Here is an 18,301-nt window from a genome sequence, read left to right as displayed (position 1 = left end):
GAGATTGGGAGGGAAGTTAAAAGATTTTTTATGAATCGCCTGTATTTTGATTCTTAAATACTCTGTAAAACGGAGCTGATATTAAACCAAGGGCCAGTATTGATAAAATTATACCCCCTATTTTAATGGGGCCTAGTGTTATTATTATACTTAATGAGAGAGGACCTAGTATTATTATCATTGATGTCACCAGCAGCAGTCCTGATATGCTTTTTATTCCCCTTAAGACTACGTTGCGGGCATGCTCGTACGAGTTCCGTACACTGTGGAGAACAATAAACAGCCCAACGAAAAAGCCCACTGTAGTTAGAATAACGGACCAATAGGATATAATCCAGTTAATATCCTTGTTACACCACAGCATTACTTTTTTCTTTTGAAAGCCTCGCCCTTCAGGGTGGGAATGCAGTAATCGAAAGACCAGCCTGAGAGCAGGAAAGCAAAACTATTTTAAAGCCTAAAAAACATACCATGCTTTGAAATGAAGCGTTCAGTAACCATTAAGCTACAACCTTCAAAAGTCCAAGAGAAAATCCTCAAAGAGTTAGCTCTAATCAGTTCAAAAGTTTGGAACAGAGTAGACTACCTTCGCAGGCAAGAATTCTTTGACGGCAAACCAATAGACTTTAACAAAACCGAGAAAATAGTTTATGAAGAGTTTAAGGCTGAGATAGGCTCGGCAACAGTCCAGCAAATAGCGAGAAAGAACGCCGAAAGCTGGCGTTCATTCTTCTCACTCATCAGGAACAAACGGAACGGAGAACTACCAAAATGGTTCAAACCCAAACCTCCAAACTACATCAAGGAGAGAGGCTTAATCGTTCTAAGGAACGACCAATACAGAATTGAAGGGAACAAGTTAATCCTAAAAGGCCTTGGGAAGTTTAAACGCTTAGAAGTCCAGTTCGAGGGGAGAATTCACTTGAAGGGCAAGCAAGGGCGGTTAGAAATAACTTACAACCCAATAAGGCGGAAGTGGTATGCTCATATTTCATACACGGTGGAAGAGAAACTAATCAATGGTGAGTGGGTTGAACTCCCAAGGCAACCCTTGGGCAACCTCTCCGCTGGAATTGACTTGGGAGTGAACAACTTAATGGCCGTTTATGTGGAGAATGGTGAAAGCTTCTTAGTCAATGGAAGACCGCTCAAGAGTATAGCCTTCTACTGGATGAAGAGGATTGCGGAGTGTCAGTCCAAACTTAACAAAAGCGGTGCTAAAAGTAGCAAGAAACTCGCAAGAATGCACCAGAAGGCCAAGCTTCAGGCGAAGCACTACATTAACACGGCGGTGAGACAAACCGTTGAGAAGCTTTATCACCGCGGAGTTTCCAGAATTGTGGTCGGTTATCCGAAGGGAATAGCGAGGAACTCGAACAAGGGTAGAAAGCAAAATTACCTTCTCTCTCACGTTTGGCGGTTTAACACAGTGATAAAACGGCTCAAGGAAGTCGCCGAAGAGTATGGTATTCAGGTTTTGGTGGTTGATGAGGCTTTCACTTCGAGGACTTGTCCCGTTTGCGGGAAGCCTCACGAAGGGGCCAGGTTTGTTCGTGGGTTGTTTAAGTGTCCCGCAGCGGGGCTTATTTTCAACGCCGACTTAGTTGGAGCGTTTAACATTTTGAAGAAGGCTGTCAAAACCATAACCCCGAACTTGGGCGGTTTGTATGCCCAAGGGAGGGGTAATGGGGGCAAGACGTCCCTGGGGGGCTGAAAAGCCCACCTTTATTGGACTTTGATGAGACCCCTCAAACCTCTCCGTCATTGGCAAGGGGTTGAATCGTTGGAACCCTCGCCGTTCACGGCGGGGAGGAGGTCAGAATAACGCTAAAAAATAAACTGCTTACTAGCAACCCCGTCTCAGAGAACACTATTTTGATACCATCGTCTAGTGACATTAAGAAGTCTCTCCAATCCAAGCACTCACCCCCTGGGCTCTCATGACTTCAATTATGGAGCGCAGAGATATATTTTATTAAACCTTTTGTGGCCTGCATGATAAAATAGTCGGGGATAGGGGGCTTAATAGTCCAAAAAGACATTCTGCTGGTGTCTCAAAAGGCAAGTTCAAAAGGAACCGCGAGCCTTGATCAAACTCAATGGAACTATCGTTCCGTGCGTTGAAGCTCCGCTTCAACGTCGTGCAGGAAGCTTTTGGGAAAAGTTTCACTAAAAGTTTGAATGTCTTCGTGAGATTTGCTGAGAATTGGGATTCTCATGGCAACTTTGCAGATGGATAATGGTTTTCTCTTCTTTTTAACGCCTTTTTAATGACGTCCGTAGGGCGTCGGGGTGTTAGAAACTCCTTCCCAGTTGGCATGTCTGAAGAATTCACTCACTTTTAGCTCTTATATTGTGAAAATCCTTGTAGTGGAGCAATTCTAAGAAGAACCACGAGCCTTGATCAAACTTCGCGCAGGAAGCTTTTAGAAAAAGCTTCACCAAAAGTGCTCCCTTTCTTTTGACTTTCCTGTCAAAGAGTGTATTCTCTACCAGAAAGCAACTTCACGCGGGTTTACTCTCAAAATCTCCTGTTGATTGCGATTTCACATTTCTTTTTAGCGCTCTTCGGGCACTATACGGTGAGAAAATCCTGCTAAATCAGCAGATTGGTAAGTAAAACCCCTCAAAAGTTAGCTCGTTAGAAACGCATACTACTCTTCCGCCAGCGCTTGCGCAAGCAAGGGCTGCAATGGTGGGCCCGCGGGGATTCGAACCCCGGACCTCCACCTTGTCAGGGTGGCGTCATAACCAGTCTAGACCACGGGCCCAACCCAAGGATGGTGGACCGGCCGGGATTTGAACCCGGGGCCTCCGCCTTGCCAAGGCGGCGCTCATACCAGGCTGAGCTACCGGCCCACTTCCATCGACGCCGTAATCACCTATCTGGGTGGGTTTATAAATTTTACGGTTTTCTTCAGATGCAAATCGAAAAGCTAATATTCCTCTCATTCCGACATCTCCTGGTGATATCATGAACTTCGATCCCGTTTCTGAGGCCAAGAAGATTGAAGACCTGATAATATCCTGGCGCAGGGACTTCCACATGCATCCAGAGCTGGGCTATGAGGAAGAAAGGACGTCCAGGATAGTAGAGGAGCACCTGCGCGAGTGGGGGTACTCAATAAAGCGCGTTGGGACTGGAATAATAGCGGACATTGGCGAAGGCGAAAAAACGATAGCCCTCAGGGCGGACATGGACGCCCTGCCCATCCAGGAGGAGAACGAGGTTCCCTACAAGTCAAAAGTTCCAGGAAAGATGCACGCCTGTGGTCACGACGCCCACACCGCTATGCTACTCGGAGCGGCGAAGATAATAGCAAAACACAGAGATGAGCTTAATGGAAGAGTTAGGCTGATCTTCCAGCCAGCTGAAGAAGGTGGAAACGGCGCGGTCAAAATGATTGAAGGCGGCGCCTTGGAGGGAGTGGACGCTATCTTCGGCTTCCACGTTTGGATGGATCTCCCCAGCGGTATCATTGGTATCAGAGACGGGCCTTTTCTTGCCGGGGCTGGCATATTCAACGGAAAGATTATTGGCAAGGGAGGCCATGGGGCTTCTCCGCACGAGACAGTTGATCCAATCCCTATAGCTGCCGAGGCTGTTCTTGCATTTCAGACGATAGTCAGCAGGAACATAGAGCCTATTGAAACCGGTGTTGTCAGCGTCACCTCAGTCCACGGCGGGACGGCCTTCAACGTCATCCCTGAGGAGGTTGAGTTCAAGGGGACCTTCCGCTTTTTCAAGCCCGAAGTTGGGGAACTAATCCAGATGAGGATGAGAGAAATCCTCGATGGTATAACAAAGGCTCATAGAGCAAGGTATGAGCTCAGCATAGAGGAGCTGACACCCCCAACTATAAACACCAAAGAGATGGCTGATTTTGCCAGAAAAGTTGCCGAGAAGTATGGCCTGAAGTACGGTGAGGTTAGACCAACAATGGGCGCAGAGGACTTTGCCTTCTATCTTCAGAAAGTTCCCGGGGCTTTCCTTGCCCTCGGAATCCGAAACGAGGAGAAGGGAATCATTTATCCTCACCACCACCCGAAGTTCGACGTGGATGAGGATGTCCTCTACATTGGAACGGCAATGGAAGTTGCCCTGGCCTTCGAGTTTTTGAGCGAGTGATCGTCGAGCTTCTTTTTTGCTTTTGGTTTTATTTTGATCGTTACTTTTTTTCTTTGAAAGCCTCGCCGTTTACGGCGGGAAGGAGATCAACAGGGGTTAAATGCCCTTCAGAAGAATGAACTTGGCATGAAGTAAGAAAAGAAACAATGGAAAAAGCTCAGATAACTTTTTTCTCCTCAGATTTGGAGATATCCTCCTCGGTCTCTTCTTCCTTCTTTGGAAGTCCTCCTGGGCGTCTCTGTTTCTTCTTCATCAGCTTCTCCTTGAGTCTGTTGGCCTCGCTCCAGTAATTGACTGCTAGAGCGCCTGCCACGAGCGCAACGAGCAGGAACACTATTGCCGCAGGTTTCCACGGGTTGCCTTTCTTCTCTTCAGGTGGTAGGTATGCCTTGGAAACGTTGAGAATCTGCTCCGCTAGTGGGGTTGCGTTGTTCATGCTGGCGAGTGTCTTGTTTATGTATTCTGGAAGCTCCTCAGGGGTCGGCCATAGTTTGATCTTAACCTCTTTTGTAATGATCGTCGGTGGGATGCTGTCAATCAGCACTACGTTGCCGATTTCAAGCCTGTGTTCCCGACCAAGCGGGTCCTGGTAAACGAGTTCTGCTCCAATCGGGAAGGTGCCGTTTTCCGTAACAGTGACGGAAGCCTGTATGAGCTTTGATGAACCTGCCTTAAGGTCGCCGACTGGAATAACGGCTTCACCGCTGATGCCCTCGGGGAATACTAACTGGAGCGTCGCGTTCTTTATGAACTCGTAGTTGGGGTCTCCCTCAGAGGCGCTTACGTTGAACTTCAGGAGAACCTTTTTGCCTGCCTCTGTGTGAACGTAGTTGCCCTCATGAGTACCGTTCGAGGCAACCGCAGAGACCTTTATCTCAGGTAGTCCGTACACGATGATGCCGCTGAGGGGCTGGGAGTATATGGTCTTCTGCTTGCCAGTTTCAAGGCTCTGATCGTCGTAGTAGGTTACCATTACCCTTCCAATATCGAACTTTCCGACCTTTGTGGGCTGGAGAACGTATATTAAAGCGGGCATCTTTGTGAATGCGGGGAAGCTCTTAAACGTCCAGCTCTTGACTGAGCTAACGAGTTTGAAGCCGTTCGGAACGGGGGCTGCAACGTTAACGTCGTAGGCATCGCCTTTGCCTTTGTTCTCGACCGTTACTATGATAACCATGTCCTGTCCAACCATGACGGTCTTTGGAACGGTGTCTATCGAGGCCACTATGGTTGCCGGCCTAAGAATCGGCGTCGCCTTTGCGTCCTCCGGGCCGTAGACCGTTAGGGACACCCTTCCATACTGCGGTTCAGATTTTGATATTAAAACTTTCAGGGGAGTGTTGGGGATGTCCTTAATGGCACCTATGCTGATTATGTATGTGTCTAGTGCTTTGCCGTCTTTGTAGACCTTTATACTGGCTTTCGTTGAAATGGCCGAAACGAGCTGTAGCTCGTACTTGGTCTTGTTCTGGGTGATGGTCAGCTTTTCGTTCGTGTAAAGAAGGCCATCGTACAGGGATATGAGGGTTTGGGTCGTTGATGTTCCCGAGCCCGAGCTTGAGCTCGAGCCCCCCGCGCGACTCACTGATATCTTTGTAGCGGGAACTGCCGGCATGTAGACGTTGAACTTCGCTGATTTTCCAGGTGTAATGTCAAGGAGCTCAACATAGACGAAGTCGTAGTACTTGAAGTCCGTGTTCGGGAATGCGTAGGCAACTCCCCCACTTTCACCTTCCTTGAGGGTGATGCTCTTAGATGGATTGTTCGGGAGGTAAATCGTGAAAGTTACCTCTGTGGAAGTGACTTTATAGACTTTTATTGTACCCACTGGGAGGGTGTAGCTCTTTCCTGCGGAAAGTATCAACGGGTCGCCGTTTACCTTTTTGAGTGGGGACTTTATGTCAAGGTACAGGAGCGGCTTTTTGTCTTTGGTCCATACAGCCGCTCCAAATACTAGCTTGGGGTTCTTGCTGTTGGGATAGTACGCGTTAGAGCCCTCGGGAACTATTATAGTTGAAGGTGCCCCTGTCGGCCCCTGAATCGTCAGAGAAACCTGGCTATAATCAACGCTGATGTCCGAGAACTTGATAGTGTACTCACCAAGGGTTACAGAATCTCCTAGATTAAGCTGAACGGACGGCCCAACGGTTGCATAATTAGTTTCTTCAGCGCGGACAATGCCCTTATTAGACGTAATTCCACCTGAAACCATTAAAACAATCCCCAAAATTAAAGCCAGGAGTTTCCTCATTTTCCAACCTCCGCAGGTTTATGTTGCTGGCTATCAGTTTAAATGGTGAAAAGTATAAAGGCCTTACGGTGTCAGCCTCCTCCTGTCCCTCGGGAACAGGATGACCTCCCTGATGTTCGGAAGGTCGAGCATCTGTTTTATCAGCCTCTCAGCGCCGAGTCCAAAGCCACCGTGGGGCGGCATGCCGTAGCGGAAGGCCTTGAGGTAGAACTCGAAGCTTTCCGGATTGAGGCCCTTCTCCTTTATCTGCTCGACCAGAACGTCGTGCCTGTGCTCCCTCTGGCCGCCAGAGCTTATCTCCACGCCGCGGTACTCGAGGTCGAAGGCCCTGCATATCTCTGGCTTATTATCATACTTCATTATGTAGAACGGCTTTGCTTCGCTGGGGTACTGGTAGAGGAAGTAAAGCGGAGCGTTCTCGTTCTCCATCATGTACTTTCCGAGAAGCCTTTCCCCCTCTGTGTCTATGTCCTCTCCCCAGGGAATCTCCTTTCCAAGGTCCCCGAGGATTTCGAGGGCCTTATCGTAGCTCACGCGCGGGAAGGGAAGTTTGGGTTCCTCAAGTTCAAAGTTGAGTATCTCGAGCTCCTTGGCGTTGTGCTCGCGGACGTAGTTTATTGCGTGGGCAACGAGCCTCTCGAGGAGCTCCATGACTTCTTCTTCGTTCTCTATGAAGGCCATCTCGCTGTCAATACTCCACGCCTCGTTTAAGTGGCGCGTGGTGTTGTGCTCCTCGGCCCTGAATATCGGAGCTATCTCGTAGACCCTGTCGAGACCGCTGGCCATCATTATCTGCTTGTAGAGCTGGGGGCTCTGAGCGAGGAAAGCGTCCTCCTCGAAGTACTTCATGGGGAAGAGCTCCGTCCCACCCTCGGTGGCGGTAGCGATTATCTTGGGAGTGTGAATCTCAATGAAGCCGTTCTCGTGGAAGAAGTCCCTCACAGCTTTGAAGACGCTTGAGCGTATCTTGAAGATGGCCATGACCTCGGGCCTTCTTAAGTCCATGAAGCGGTTGTCAAGCCTGGTGTCGAGCTCAGCCTTGACCTTACCTGTCGGGTCGAGCGGAAGAGGCGTTTCGGCCCTGTTCAGCACAACGATCTTCTCGGGCAGAATCTCGAAACCCAGCTTGGCCTTTGGAGTGAAGTTAACTACTCCCTCAACTGCAACCACATCCTCGCTCCTGAGCTTTGGAATGAGCTTGAAGAGTTCCGGGTCGACCTTCTTCTTAGGAGCGGTTATCTGGACGATTCCATCCCTGTCCCGTATCCAGAGAAACTTTATGCCGCCGAGGTCTTTGACTTCCCAGACCCAGCCAGCGACTTTAACCTTCTGGCCGTTCAACTCCTCCGTAATTTCGCTTGAGTAGTGCGTCCTGTACATGGCAACCCCCCAGAAAGAGTCGCGGGCACCTTTTAAAGGTATTCGTGAGGGAATATGGAAACGCAGACATTTCAACGACGAACGTAACTGCTTTCTGCGAACTCCTCGAAGCTGCTGAATACATCTGGCTTGAACTCCACGGGTTTTAGCCTCACTTCGGTGAACCTTCCGACGGGAGTGGCCTTAAAGCAGGCCTCGCCGTTAGCGTACGCCCTGAAAACCGTGCACTCGCTTTCTTTCACCTCAGGATTCCAGTCAAGGACAGCAGGAGGTTCCCCTTCGGGCTGAATTGATGCGATGAACGCTTCTCCGATTCCCCAGAGAGCTCCACCTCCCACGAGAACGTGTTCATCCGCCAAAACTGTTCTCAGTCCACCGTCCATTTTCAGCTTTAGCCTTTCTCCCCACAAGGGTTCTCCTGTGGAGCCAATTCCGGCCAGCTCAAAATCTTCCATGGCGACAACCAGATCACCGCTGGGGCTTACCGCAATGTCGACGGCTTCCATCCCAGGAAATCTCAGCCCCCACTCAGGTTCCCCCTCGCCGTCCAGGCGGATGGCCCAGGCATCGTGGCGGGACTTTATTGGAACGTAGGTTTTCCCGACCACCACGGGGTCACCCTCAGGAGTCAGCGCGATTTTAACGGCCTTTTCCAGGCTCTCCGTTCCGTACGTCTTCCCCAGAAGAACATCACCCTCGTTATCGAGCCAGAGGAGCCACGCGTTCGATGGGCCTTCACTGAAGCTGTATGTGTAGCCCGCAACCACTATCCTCCCTTCTCTGTCGATAGCTACGGACTCTGCCCCGTCCCACAGCTTGCCGCCGTAGGTTCCCCACCAGACAAAGTTTCCATCTCCGTCGAGCCTTAGGACCAGGGCGTCGCTGACCCCCGCGCCGAAGCTTCTTGTTTCGCCGACAACTACAGTTCCACCGTCTCTTGTCGTCGTGAGGGCATTGAAGCTATCAAGCACACCTCCGTTAAACCTCCTGCCCCACAGGAAGTTTCCATTACCATCGAATTTGAGGATCACCCCCAGCATCATGGAGCGGGGTTCCCTCGTTACCCCCACCAATACCACTTCCCCGTTACCAGTAACTTCAGCATCGGTTATGGTCACCTTCGGGATGATTCTAAACCACTTGAGGCTTCCATCTCTCCCGAGCCTTGCCACGAAGCCCCCACTGAGGATTACCCTGCGTGGGCCATATTCTGCCAAGAAATGCAGCTCCTTTTCCGCCACCCCCGCAGCAATCATGTCTCCGCCCCGTGTGAGGGAGATAGATGCCACTCCGCCCTTCCAGTAGGTTTTCGCCCACTTAATCATCCTCCCCCACCAACCTTGCGTTCAGTTCAAGGTACAGCTTCCACAGGTACTCGGGGTCGTCAAGCTCGGGACAGACATCCTCAATAATGGGTGCTACCTCCGTTAGGAACCTCCTAGAGAGCACTAAAACGTCCTCCGCGAACTCCAAAAAGGGAACCTCGAATGTCCCCCTGTGTGTTTTCCTGGCATCCTCGCAGTCGCTCCATCCGAGAAGCTCGTTGAGGTAGTGAATCCTCAGCCTTTCCCCGACGAGCTCAAAAAACACGGTGGTAACCCCTTGGTCCACAAAGAGGCTCGTCTGGTAGAGCTTTGTGCTGTCCCCTATTTTAAAGCCCAACTTTCTTGCCTCCCTTCTGGGATACGCCATCTCCCCCTGCTCGTCGAAGTCGGGGTCGAGAAAGGAGATGCAGAGGTCAAGAAGGTCCTGGAACATGCCGTGGAGGTTTGTATCCATCATCACGGGAGTGCATCCCGAGGATTTGAATATTCCGCCGATGATCAGCCTTCTGTCAATTCTCATCAGGGTCGGGATAGGAGATGGAAAGCACGTGGGGGCGTTGGGGTCCACGTCAATTTCTATGTGCTTCCCAACGAGCCTCATGGGCTTTAAACTTCCGAGCCACCAGCTCACAGAATCACCCCCAGAGCTCCTCAGCGGAATCCTGACTCTCTATACAACCTTTCAACCTCGCGATAGAGCCCCCTGAGGGAATCGTAGTCGTCAGGTTCTTCCCCATGCTCCAGCCTGATTTTCTCAACAATCGAAGCGTACTTTTCCAAGTACTCCCTGCTGATTTTCAGAACATCCTCAACGAACTCTCTAAGCGGGAGTTCAACGACACCCTTGTGCTTGCCCTTGTATTCTGGGCAATCTGTATTAGCCAGTAAATCTTCATGATAATACACTCTCAACGTATCCCCAACTAATTCGAAAAAAGCATTGGCCGAATAAGTTAAAAGATCAGTTCCATAAATAGGAGTAAAATCTCCAACGTTAAATCCGAGTTCTCTGGCATACTTTCTTACGTTACCTCCCAAATTTCCGTTCTCTCTAAATAGTGGATCAAGCAATGACAAACAGCAGAATAGAAGCTCCTGGATAACCCCATGTGGATTTCCATAGGTTCCCATTAAATTATTTCTTAAGGTTTTCCAGCACATTCCAGCTATTATACACCCATCAAAAAGTATAATAATATGAAAAGGAAGCATCGGTTCAGTTTCGTTGAACCTGCCTAAGTCAATTTCAATGAGCACGTGTTTCCCTTTGAGGACTATCTTTTGCAAGTTTTCATTCATTGATCACCAACCTCCCACTCCAACTTTCATACTGATAAATAGCCTTACCCCGCGTTGGATATGCTGTTTTAAGGACATACTGATCCCCTTCCCGGCTGAACTCCAGTGTAATTTTTCTATCCCATCAACATGCATTCCAAGCTAGTGACAATGTATTCATATCCTCCTGCCTGTAATTTCCTCCTTGATTTCCAGATACCATCTCCAGAGGATATCATGGTCATACGGTTCCTCCTCATACTCTCTCATAATCCGTTCTATGACACCTGCATAGTTTTTGAGGTATCCCTCCGAAATCTCGAGCACATCATTAACAAATTCCAAGAAAGGCAATTCAATTGTACCCCTGCCCATTCCCTTGAATTCCGGGCAATCTGTTTCGTAGAGAAGCTGGTTATAGTAATGTATTTTCACTACATCATTCTTTCTTTCAAGAAAAATGAAGACTGAGTCCGCTACCGATGTTGCAGAGTAAATCGAAGAGTCCTCCCCAACCTGAAATCCGTACTCTCTAACAGTGTCCGGCTTAACACCAACGAGCCGTCTTGGCTTCGCCACCATAAAGAACCTCACACTGTCCAGTAAATCCTGCACAACTCCATATGGGTCCCCTGGCGACCCAACCAGCTTCCCTGAACTCCATTTTTTCCAGCACATGCCCACGATGACATGGTCATCCAGTAACATGATGAGGGGAAAGGGATATGCTCCCCCATAGAATTTCCCTAAGTCAGCCTCTATGTAGATGTGCTTGCCAGATAATTTGAGCGTGTTCATGGGATCACGCCCAATGTTCTTTTTTGCTTAAGCTAGAGCTCCCGCAACTGGGTTTCTCGTACATTTTCTTAACCTCCTGATAAAAGTTCAAAAGGTATTCATAGTCATCACCGGGATTGTGTTCATTCTCGATCAAAATCCTATCAATAATCGAAGCGTACTTTTCCAAGTACTCTCTGCTGATTTCCAGAACGTCCTCAATGAACTCTCTAAGCGGGAGTTCAACGACACCCTTGTGCTTGCCCCTGTATTCTGGACAATCAGTGAATTCAAGGAGTCCATTGTGATAGTAAATCCTTGCGGTCTTCCCTGTAGAGCAAGCGTAGTAAATACTGTTCCTCTCAACACCCTGATACACCACAACCTCATCCCCTTTTAATCTGAATCCCGCCTCTTCCACATTCTTTCTCTCAAACCTGGTTAGTGCCCGAACATGCGGATGCTCTGGCTGTAAAAAGTAATAACAAGCAGTCAACAAGTTCTCAAAAACTCTGTAGACATCACTTTCATCTCCTTCGAGTTTTCCCTTCCAGCAGGCCCCCACGAGTAAATGGTCACCTATCGTAAAAATCGAAAAGAAAGGATCTGGAGAGGGAATGTACCTATCTAGGTCTATTTTTATCGTTAAGTGTTTTCCTTGTATGGTGACCCACATTCGTATCACCTCACTGCCAGCCACCTCTCCCAGGGATAAACGTCTCAACAGCCCAACCATCAACAGGATACGCCGTCTTCAGGACGAATTCACCCTTCTCGAACCTGAACTCCAGCTGAACAACATCAATACCATCAACATGCATTCCAAGCTTCTTAAGATCCACTGGAATCCCAAAGTTCCTGTTGGGCACCCCATTCTTAAAGAATTTCTCAGATATGTACTCTGGATCCTTGCTCACCCTCTCCACAACTTCCTTCAGGAACTCCATCAGCTCCTCCTCGTCCCTGAAAACCCTGGGAAGCTGCTTCTCCTGACCGCTCACGATGATCTTCTGGCCCATCAGCCAGAAGGATGTTTTTCCCACGTTTTCCATGTCGTATCCCCACACGTGCCTGAGGAGCATGTGAATGAGCCCCTCCTTTTCGTTCCCTTTCTCTATGGCCACGTCGTACGTCCGTACTTTTCCGAGGACATGTTTTCCTTCCACTCCACTTGCTATTCTTTCTAATGCCCTCTCCGACCGTTCAATTCCTTCCTTTATCTCCTTTATCGTCGCGCCGTGCTTGACTGTCTCCTCGACGGCCTCCTTTGAAACTCCCGCCCTGACGAGGTCGTCGAGGGCCTTCGCGGCATCGTCGCCGTGCTTTACTATGTCGTCGAATATGTGGGCGAACCTCTCCTTGGCCCTGACGACTCCATCACCAACCTCCTCAACGATGTCGAGGCGCTTCAGCGTGCTGTAGAGCTTTCCAGGAACCTCAACGAGTTCATCTCCGTGCCTGAGTACGCCGACCAGCTCATCGCCCTCCATAGCCAGGCTGAAAACGAACACCGAACCAGCGGCGACGGTGCACTTTATTGAGTCCTCCCCGTAGTCGGAACACGCATTATAGGTATCGTAGGCGTCCCAGAGCGCAAATCCAACCGAAACTATTGCCCCGATGATGACTGGAATTGGAACGAACTGCGGTCTTATCTTCCCGTCTCCCCATGAATAAGTGGTCGTATAGCCCGTCGAGAAGACCCTCGGTACAGATTGAGGCCTCAACTTCACCCACGAGCTCAGGAAGATCCCGTTTCCAGAGGTGATGCGCAGTTTGACGTAAACTGGCTCTCTGACGTTGAGGAAAACCGCCACCTTCTTGCCCCAGGGCTTCAGCCGGCCGAGGCTGACGCGCTCTGTGATGGTTCTCCCATCCCTGCTGATGAACACGGTGCCGTAGCCGGAGAGGCAGTTGGGCGGGACGTCCCATGTTACGACCGCGATATTGCCGGTCTGCTCAACGCCGTCGAGGCGGATTGGGTAGGCCCCTGAGCTTGCTCCAAAGATGGAAAGCCCTGACCACGGCAGGGAAACGGCGGAGACTCCGGGCAGCGTCAGCAAGAGCAGGAGAACCAGCGCTCCAACCATCCGGCGGCTCATCCGCTCACCCCCAGATGGCTTCAACTATGGACGAATAATCCAGCTTTAAAGGAATTTCGTAAACTTAAAGTTGGAAACAAAAGTAGAAGCCGCTATGGGATGCGGGATAATGCCACCAGAATCGTCTCACATCGAGGGATGAAACTCAGAGATAAAGTGCCAAAAACAGGGGAGAACAGAAAAGAGCATCAAACAAAGGATATCCTAACGTCTTTGCCGGTTATCTGGCTGAGAATGCTCTCAAGAACTTCTGGCTTCTCAGGGAGCTTTTTCCTGTCCCTTCCAAAGACGAGGATCTTGTAGTCCCTCTCTCCTCCGGCCTTGTAGACCACGTTAACGCCAAAGACTCCAGCAGGATAGAACAAGTCAGAGGCCAGCTTCTTCAGCTCGTTCGGGTTTTCCGCTTTCATGCCCTCGATAACCCTAACGCGCTTTCCAAGCTCCCTTATCAGGGCTTTGATGTTCTTTCCACCTTTACCGATGACCACGGGCACGTCTCCTTCCCCAACGACGATGACAACGAGGTCCCCAGCTTCGACGGCCTTCTTGAACTCGATATCAGCGTCACCGAGAAGCTTGTAGAGAAGCCTCGCGACCTTAACGTCAAGCTCGGAGATTATACCATCCTGGAGTTTTTTCTCATCTGCGGGACAGAGAATACCATCCGTCTTCAAGCACACCTCACAGATCGGCGCCTTCACGTTCTCACCCCCAGAATGACCCTGAGCAGACTACCCCATAATTCAGGAAGGCATTTAAAAAGGTTATTATGGAGAAAAGCTCTCTTCCAAAAGGTCAGATTTCACCCTCTATCTCACGCCTGAGCCGCTCAATAAACTCCTCGGTAAAGCGGTGTCTCTCTTCGGCCATCTTTCTCGCGGTTTCTGTGTACATCAGGTCTTTCAGCTTCAGTATCTTCTCCTCAAAGTGCTTTATTGAGGCGTCTATATCCCTCCCATGCTCCCCCGAGTACATAAAGACCCTCGCTATCCCCACGGCCCCTATTGCGTCGAGCTTATCGGCATCGCTCAGGATCTTTGCCTCAAGTGTAGCTGGTTCAGGCCCACGTGAGAAGCGGTGGGCCTCTATCGCGTGGGCAACGGCTTCAACCTTGTCTTCGGGATAACCGAGGCTTCTCAGGTACCTCCTCGCTATCCTTGCCCCCTCAAGGGCATGGTCCTCGACTTTCCCTGAATCCTCCAGCGGGCGGGCAATATCGTGGAGAAGCGCCGCCAGGGCGAGGACTTCTAAATCAGCCCCTTCTTCTTTCCCGATATGCATGCAGAGGTTGAAGACCCTCTCAACGTGGCTGAAGCCGTGCGTGCCCTCCCTGTCGAAGAAGCTTTTGGCGAACTCCCTGACGGTCTCTATCAGCTCCCTTGACTTCGGGTCAGATATGAACTCCTCAAGCTTCATTCAACCACCTAGGGCATCATTAATTAGTGCCTTTAAAAGCTCAACTACTTTCCTGTGAACCTCAAGGCCTATCCCGTCCACGCTCTCGCTGGGTTTCTTTCTAACTCCATCTATCAATCCGGCGCTTGTTAGGGCTTTTACTGCCCTCTCTTCATCCCAGTCTGCAAGGAGATTTGTGCCGGCTAAGATCGAGGCATGTGCCACCAGCCCGTAGGAACCCCAGTTCGACACTCCAGCCGTTATAAGGTGATCAACCTCAACAACGCTGGCTATCTTTTCTCCAAGGGGAATGTACAGCTCAATTAGATCCCTGACGTTGCCCATCCCGGCTTCGTTTCCGCCGTCACCAACCGCTATTGTTGGGATTCCATATTCTCTCGCCTCAATTACCAGCCCGTCAAAGGCCTCCCTCGTTATCTCCATGCCGCTCATGGAGTAATACCTGCCGTCAGCTGCCCTTCCGGGAGTCTCAATGGCGACGACCAGCGAGTATTCCGAGACATCACCGTCCCTTGCAAAAGTGACGCCAAACGGCCTCAATGCTCCCATTACCTCCGGATAACTGAGGACTTCCGCCCTTCCCCCGAGCTTTTCTACGGCTTTTGCGACTGCCAAGGCCCCGGGTGGGCCGTCAGTTTCGGGAGTCATAGAAGGCGGAATCGGAAAGCCGGTTACTATAAGAGTTCTCTCAAGGTTGTTGAGAAACGTCTCAGCGGCGTCCTCCAAAAAATGGAAGTTTCTGGTGCGGTAGTCAAGATACAGCCTTCCTATTCCCCTGCTTCCAACGTCGGTGTTTACAAGGTGGGCGATCATCAGTCTTCGCTCTCCTCCAGCTCGTAGGCCACGATCTTGACTTTTCTGCCTTTGATGGCTTCCTTTAACTTCCACCAGAGCTCAGTCGGGTTTTCGCGCCTGTGGGTCAGCTCGTGGCCGTTCTCAAGCTTTACCTTCTTCTCTTCGTATTCAACAAACGTTCCCTCCCCTTCGAACACCTTCTTCATTCTACCACCTCCAGTATCCCCCTAAGCTCGTGGAGCGTCCTGATTTCATAGTCCGCTAAGTGATGCCCGGGTTCGCCCTCACGGTTTATCCATATTGAGAGCATGCCAACGTGCTTCGCCCCATAAACGTCCTGGCTCAGGGAATCCCCAACGAAAGCGGCCTCTTTTGGTTCAACTCCGAGTTTTTCAAGGGCGTAGAGAAATATCTTCGGCTCGGGTTTTATCGCCTTAACATCCTCCCTGGTCACGATGACATCGAAGTACCCTTCGAGCCCCGTCAGCTTGAGCTTAAGGCGCTGGTATTCGGGCCCGCTCGTGACAACTCCCAGAAGGTATCCAGATCCTTTAAGCCACTCAAGGGTCGGAATGGTGTCCGGATAAACGTGGAGCTTGTGTGGGTACCTCCTCAGAAGGTCTTCATACCGCATATTGAGGCCAAAAAGCTCAAAGAAAAAGTTCCAGTCGTGCCAGTCGTAGGTGTCTCGCCTTGAGAATATCTCGGACAGAAACACGTTCCTGGCCTCTTCCTTGGTAGTTCCCAGCTTTTTTGCCAGCTTTTCGTACACCTGAGGGAGAAAGAGCTGAATAAGGGGCATTTCAGTTAGCAGTGTGCCATCGATGTCAAAGAGAACGGCCTTTATCCTGCCCATATCACCACCTCTTCACGAGCAGGGCGAGGACTTCCGAACCTTTAACGTTTTTGTCGGTGATCACACCCCAGATTATGTCCTTCTCAGAGAGTATCCCCTGGAACTTGGAGAGTATTCTGTGAGCACCGCTCAGCGGGAAGTCTTCACCGACGAGTATTCCAACAAGCCCGCGCTCCCAGATGCCCCAGTGCCAGCTGAAGTCAACCTCGCGGAGAAGGCGCATTATGCCGACGTTTCCTCCCCGTATCATGCTGAACAGGTCCGCGTAGTCTATGTTCACGAGCATCTCACTTTCAAGGTAACGGTAGAGCTTTGAGAACATATCAGAAATGTTCTTTGAAGCTTCCTCAAAAGCCTTTCCAAGGGGCACGTCCTCCTTTAAGAAGTCCCAGAGGGAGTCGTAGAACACCGTCTCGAACTTATCCGCCCATTCGGGTTTCCGGTTGATCAGCTCAACTTCAGGCGTGAGTACATAAGCGAGCCTTATAGAATCCGAGGGGAGTGCTTCAAGGATTATCTCCATAATTTCCCTGTTTGTCTTTGTGTCATCAAAGACGAGCCACACAAAGCTGTTTTCGGGAACGTTAGAGAAGAAGTTCACAATCCTTTCCCGGTATTCCTTAGGCCGCAGAATGTACCTGGCTGGATTCAAGGATACCTTTACCACGGAGTCCGTTTCAATTCCATTGACTATCCTTGAACCATTGCTACCAATTCCAGCAAAAATATGGGTAAAGGAGAACATCGCGACCCTCACTCAAGGGTCGCGTGCTTCCTCTTCATATCCTTTTCGGTCTTCTGGAACGTGGCCATGAGGAGTGCTATAATGCCGTCAAGGAAGACCATAGTGGAGTCCTCGAAAAGAGTTCCCATCGGGGCTATCCATTTGTACTGGGTGAGCATCTGCCTGGCTATGTAGTCAGTGGGGACGTCTGCCTTAGTCCTTCCCGGGATTTCAACGACAACGTCAGCGAGTTTTCCGAGTGTCGAGTCCGCGTACGAGGTTATGCCGACGACCTTTCCGCCCTGCTCCTTTGCTATCTGAGCGGCATCCACTATGCTCTTTGTTTCACCCGAACCACTTATGGCTATGAGTAAATCCCCTGCCTCGAATGCTGGCGTGATCGTCTCACCGACGACGTAGACGTTGAAGTCGAGGTGCATGAGCCTCATCGCGAAGGCCTTGCCGACGAGCCCGCTCCTTCCGGCGCCGTAGATGAATATCTTGTTGGCCCCTATCATGGCATCCACGAGGCCTCTAACCTGTTCGAGCTTGAGGTTTTCAGCGACGCTCCTTATGTGGTCCGTTATGTCGAACATAGCCTTTCTTATCGTCATCATGTACTCGCCCCAGAAGAGGTCTATTATCCTTCTGGTGACTTCTTCAGGGTCTTTGGCCTTGGTTATGGCGCTTCCCACGATGATTATCGTGGCGCCGAGCTCTATGACCTTAGGTATCGTATCGAGATTCAGGCCCCCAGCGACTGCAACCGGAACTTTGACGGCCTTTACTACCTTCTCAAGGTCCTCAAGTGGGTTCTTGCCCTGGGCCTGCTCGTCAATTCCAGTGTGGACGAGGATGTAGTGGACGCCCATCTTCTCAAGCTCTTTTGCCCTCTTAACCTTGTCCTTGACGCCGATCAGGTCAACCATAACCCTTATTCCATACCTCCTTGCGACCTCAACTGCATCCTTGATGGTCTTGTCGTCGGCAACGCCCAGGATAGAAACGACGTCAGCGCCGTGCCTCGCGGCCATCTCGACCTCGAGAGCGCCAGTGTCCATGGTCTTGAGGTCTGCGACTATCTTCCTGTCAGGGAAGCGCCTCTTCATGAGCTCTACTGCCCTCATTCCTTCTTTCTTGATGAGGGGAGTGCCGACTTCAAGCCAGTGGGCCCCGCCGCGGGCGGCCTTCTCAGCTATAGAAATGGCCTGCTCAATATCGGTAAGGTCAAGAGCGACCTGGAGTATCATGACACGACCTCCGGAGAT

Annotated in this window: 17 protein-coding genes, 2 tRNA genes and 1 pseudogene; 2 read left to right on the top strand and 18 right to left on the bottom strand. The window is 50.4% G+C overall.

The features are described 5' to 3' along the window. Positions 1-28 precede the first annotated feature (28 nt). Positions 29-190 carry a hypothetical protein gene (locus ACZ5TN_RS03220; protein WP_464917138.1) on the bottom strand — a complete coding sequence of 54 codons (162 nt, stop codon included), beginning with the start codon at positions 188-190 and terminating at the stop codon, positions 29-31. A 291-nt stretch (positions 191-481) separates the two neighbouring features. Here ACZ5TN_RS03220 and ACZ5TN_RS03215 point away from each other — a divergent pair. After that, positions 482-1,779: pseudogene (locus ACZ5TN_RS03215) on the top strand (RNA-guided endonuclease InsQ/TnpB family protein). A 914-nt stretch (positions 1,780-2,693) separates the two neighbouring features. On the opposite strand, the gene ACZ5TN_RS03210 reads toward ACZ5TN_RS03215, so the two are convergent. Both ACZ5TN_RS03210 and ACZ5TN_RS03205 read right to left on the bottom strand, forming a co-directional pair. Continuing rightward, a tRNA-Val gene (locus ACZ5TN_RS03210) sits at positions 2,694-2,771 on the bottom strand. A 10-nt stretch (positions 2,772-2,781) separates the two neighbouring features. Further along, positions 2,782-2,859: transfer RNA gene (locus tag ACZ5TN_RS03205), tRNA-Ala, on the bottom strand. A gap of 115 nt (positions 2,860-2,974) precedes the next feature. Here ACZ5TN_RS03205 and ACZ5TN_RS03200 point away from each other — a divergent pair. Next, positions 2,975-4,129 carry a M20 metallopeptidase family protein gene (locus ACZ5TN_RS03200; protein ID WP_464917137.1) on the top strand — a complete coding sequence of 385 codons (1,155 nt, stop codon included), beginning with the start codon at positions 2,975-2,977 and terminating at the stop codon, positions 4,127-4,129. Between the two features lie 157 nt (positions 4,130-4,286). Here ACZ5TN_RS03200 and ACZ5TN_RS03195 read toward each other — a convergent pair whose 3' ends face one another. From ACZ5TN_RS03195 to hxlAB, 15 genes are all read right to left on the bottom strand, one after another. Next, the gene (locus ACZ5TN_RS03195) at positions 4,287-6,380 is read right to left on the bottom strand and encodes a BatD family protein (protein WP_464917136.1); all 2,094 of its coding nucleotides are present in this window, start codon (positions 6,378-6,380) and stop codon (positions 4,287-4,289) included. A gap of 63 nt (positions 6,381-6,443) precedes the next feature. Further along, on the bottom strand, positions 6,444-7,760 hold the full coding sequence (gene aspS, locus ACZ5TN_RS03190) for an aspartate--tRNA(Asn) ligase (protein ID WP_464917135.1): 1,317 nt from the start codon (positions 7,758-7,760) through the stop codon (positions 6,444-6,446). Positions 7,761-7,831: 71 nt separating this feature from the next. Further along, positions 7,832-9,016 carry an NHL repeat-containing protein gene (locus ACZ5TN_RS03185; protein ID WP_464917134.1) on the bottom strand — a complete coding sequence of 395 codons (1,185 nt, stop codon included), beginning with the start codon at positions 9,014-9,016 and terminating at the stop codon, positions 7,832-7,834. Positions 9,017-9,077: 61 nt separating this feature from the next. After that, on the bottom strand, positions 9,078-9,716 hold the full coding sequence (locus tag ACZ5TN_RS03180; RefSeq protein ID WP_464917133.1) for a hypothetical protein: 639 nt from the start codon (positions 9,714-9,716) through the stop codon (positions 9,078-9,080). Positions 9,717-9,736: 20 nt separating this feature from the next. Further along, positions 9,737-10,342 (bottom strand): hypothetical protein, encoded by a 606-nt coding sequence (locus ACZ5TN_RS03175; RefSeq protein ID WP_464917132.1) that lies wholly within the window; start codon positions 10,340-10,342, stop codon positions 9,737-9,739. Positions 10,343-10,540: 198 nt separating this feature from the next. Beyond that, positions 10,541-11,161 carry a hypothetical protein gene (locus ACZ5TN_RS03170; RefSeq protein ID WP_011249443.1) on the bottom strand — a complete coding sequence of 207 codons (621 nt, stop codon included), beginning with the start codon at positions 11,159-11,161 and terminating at the stop codon, positions 10,541-10,543. A 4-nt stretch (positions 11,162-11,165) separates the two neighbouring features. After that, positions 11,166-11,816: a hypothetical protein gene (locus ACZ5TN_RS03165; RefSeq protein ID WP_464917131.1), complete on the bottom strand. Its 651-nt coding sequence runs from the start codon at positions 11,814-11,816 to the stop codon at positions 11,166-11,168. 10 nt (positions 11,817-11,826) lie between these two features. Further along, the gene (locus tag ACZ5TN_RS03160; protein WP_464917130.1) at positions 11,827-13,242 is read right to left on the bottom strand and encodes a hypothetical protein; all 1,416 of its coding nucleotides are present in this window, start codon (positions 13,240-13,242) and stop codon (positions 11,827-11,829) included. Positions 13,243-13,430: 188 nt separating this feature from the next. Next, a complete protein-coding gene (locus tag ACZ5TN_RS03155) occupies positions 13,431-13,943 on the bottom strand; it encodes a KH domain-containing protein (RefSeq protein WP_464917129.1) in 513 nt (170 codons plus the stop codon). Between the two features lie 94 nt (positions 13,944-14,037). Further along, positions 14,038-14,658, bottom strand: coding sequence for an HD domain-containing protein (locus ACZ5TN_RS03150; protein WP_464917128.1), 621 nt, complete (start codon positions 14,656-14,658; stop codon positions 14,038-14,040). Next, positions 14,659-15,471, bottom strand: coding sequence for a DUF4392 domain-containing protein (locus ACZ5TN_RS03145; RefSeq protein WP_464917127.1), 813 nt, complete (start codon positions 15,469-15,471; stop codon positions 14,659-14,661). It abuts the gene before it with no gap. Beyond that, positions 15,471-15,659, bottom strand: a complete 189-nt coding sequence (locus ACZ5TN_RS03140; protein ID WP_011249433.1) for a hypothetical protein — start codon at positions 15,657-15,659, stop codon at positions 15,471-15,473. The genes ACZ5TN_RS03145 and ACZ5TN_RS03140 overlap by 1 nt, the downstream gene beginning before the upstream one ends. Beyond that, positions 15,656-16,309 (bottom strand): HAD family hydrolase, encoded by a 654-nt coding sequence (locus ACZ5TN_RS03135; protein WP_464917126.1) that lies wholly within the window; start codon positions 16,307-16,309, stop codon positions 15,656-15,658. The genes ACZ5TN_RS03140 and ACZ5TN_RS03135 overlap by 4 nt, the downstream gene beginning before the upstream one ends. Before the next feature lies 1 nt (position 16,310). Continuing rightward, positions 16,311-17,054 (bottom strand): hypothetical protein, encoded by a 744-nt coding sequence (locus ACZ5TN_RS03130; RefSeq protein WP_464917485.1) that lies wholly within the window; start codon positions 17,052-17,054, stop codon positions 16,311-16,313. Between the two features lie 8 nt (positions 17,055-17,062). Next, a complete protein-coding gene (gene hxlAB / locus ACZ5TN_RS03125) occupies positions 17,063-18,283 on the bottom strand; it encodes a bifunctional 3-hexulose-6-phosphate synthase/6-phospho-3-hexuloisomerase (protein ID WP_011249430.1) in 1,221 nt (406 codons plus the stop codon). Positions 18,284-18,301 lie beyond the last annotated feature (18 nt).

The organism is Thermococcus sp. JCM 11816 (assembly GCF_055396515.1).
Note: the sequence above shows the minus strand (reverse complement) of the source record. Positions and strands in the feature narration are given on the sequence as shown.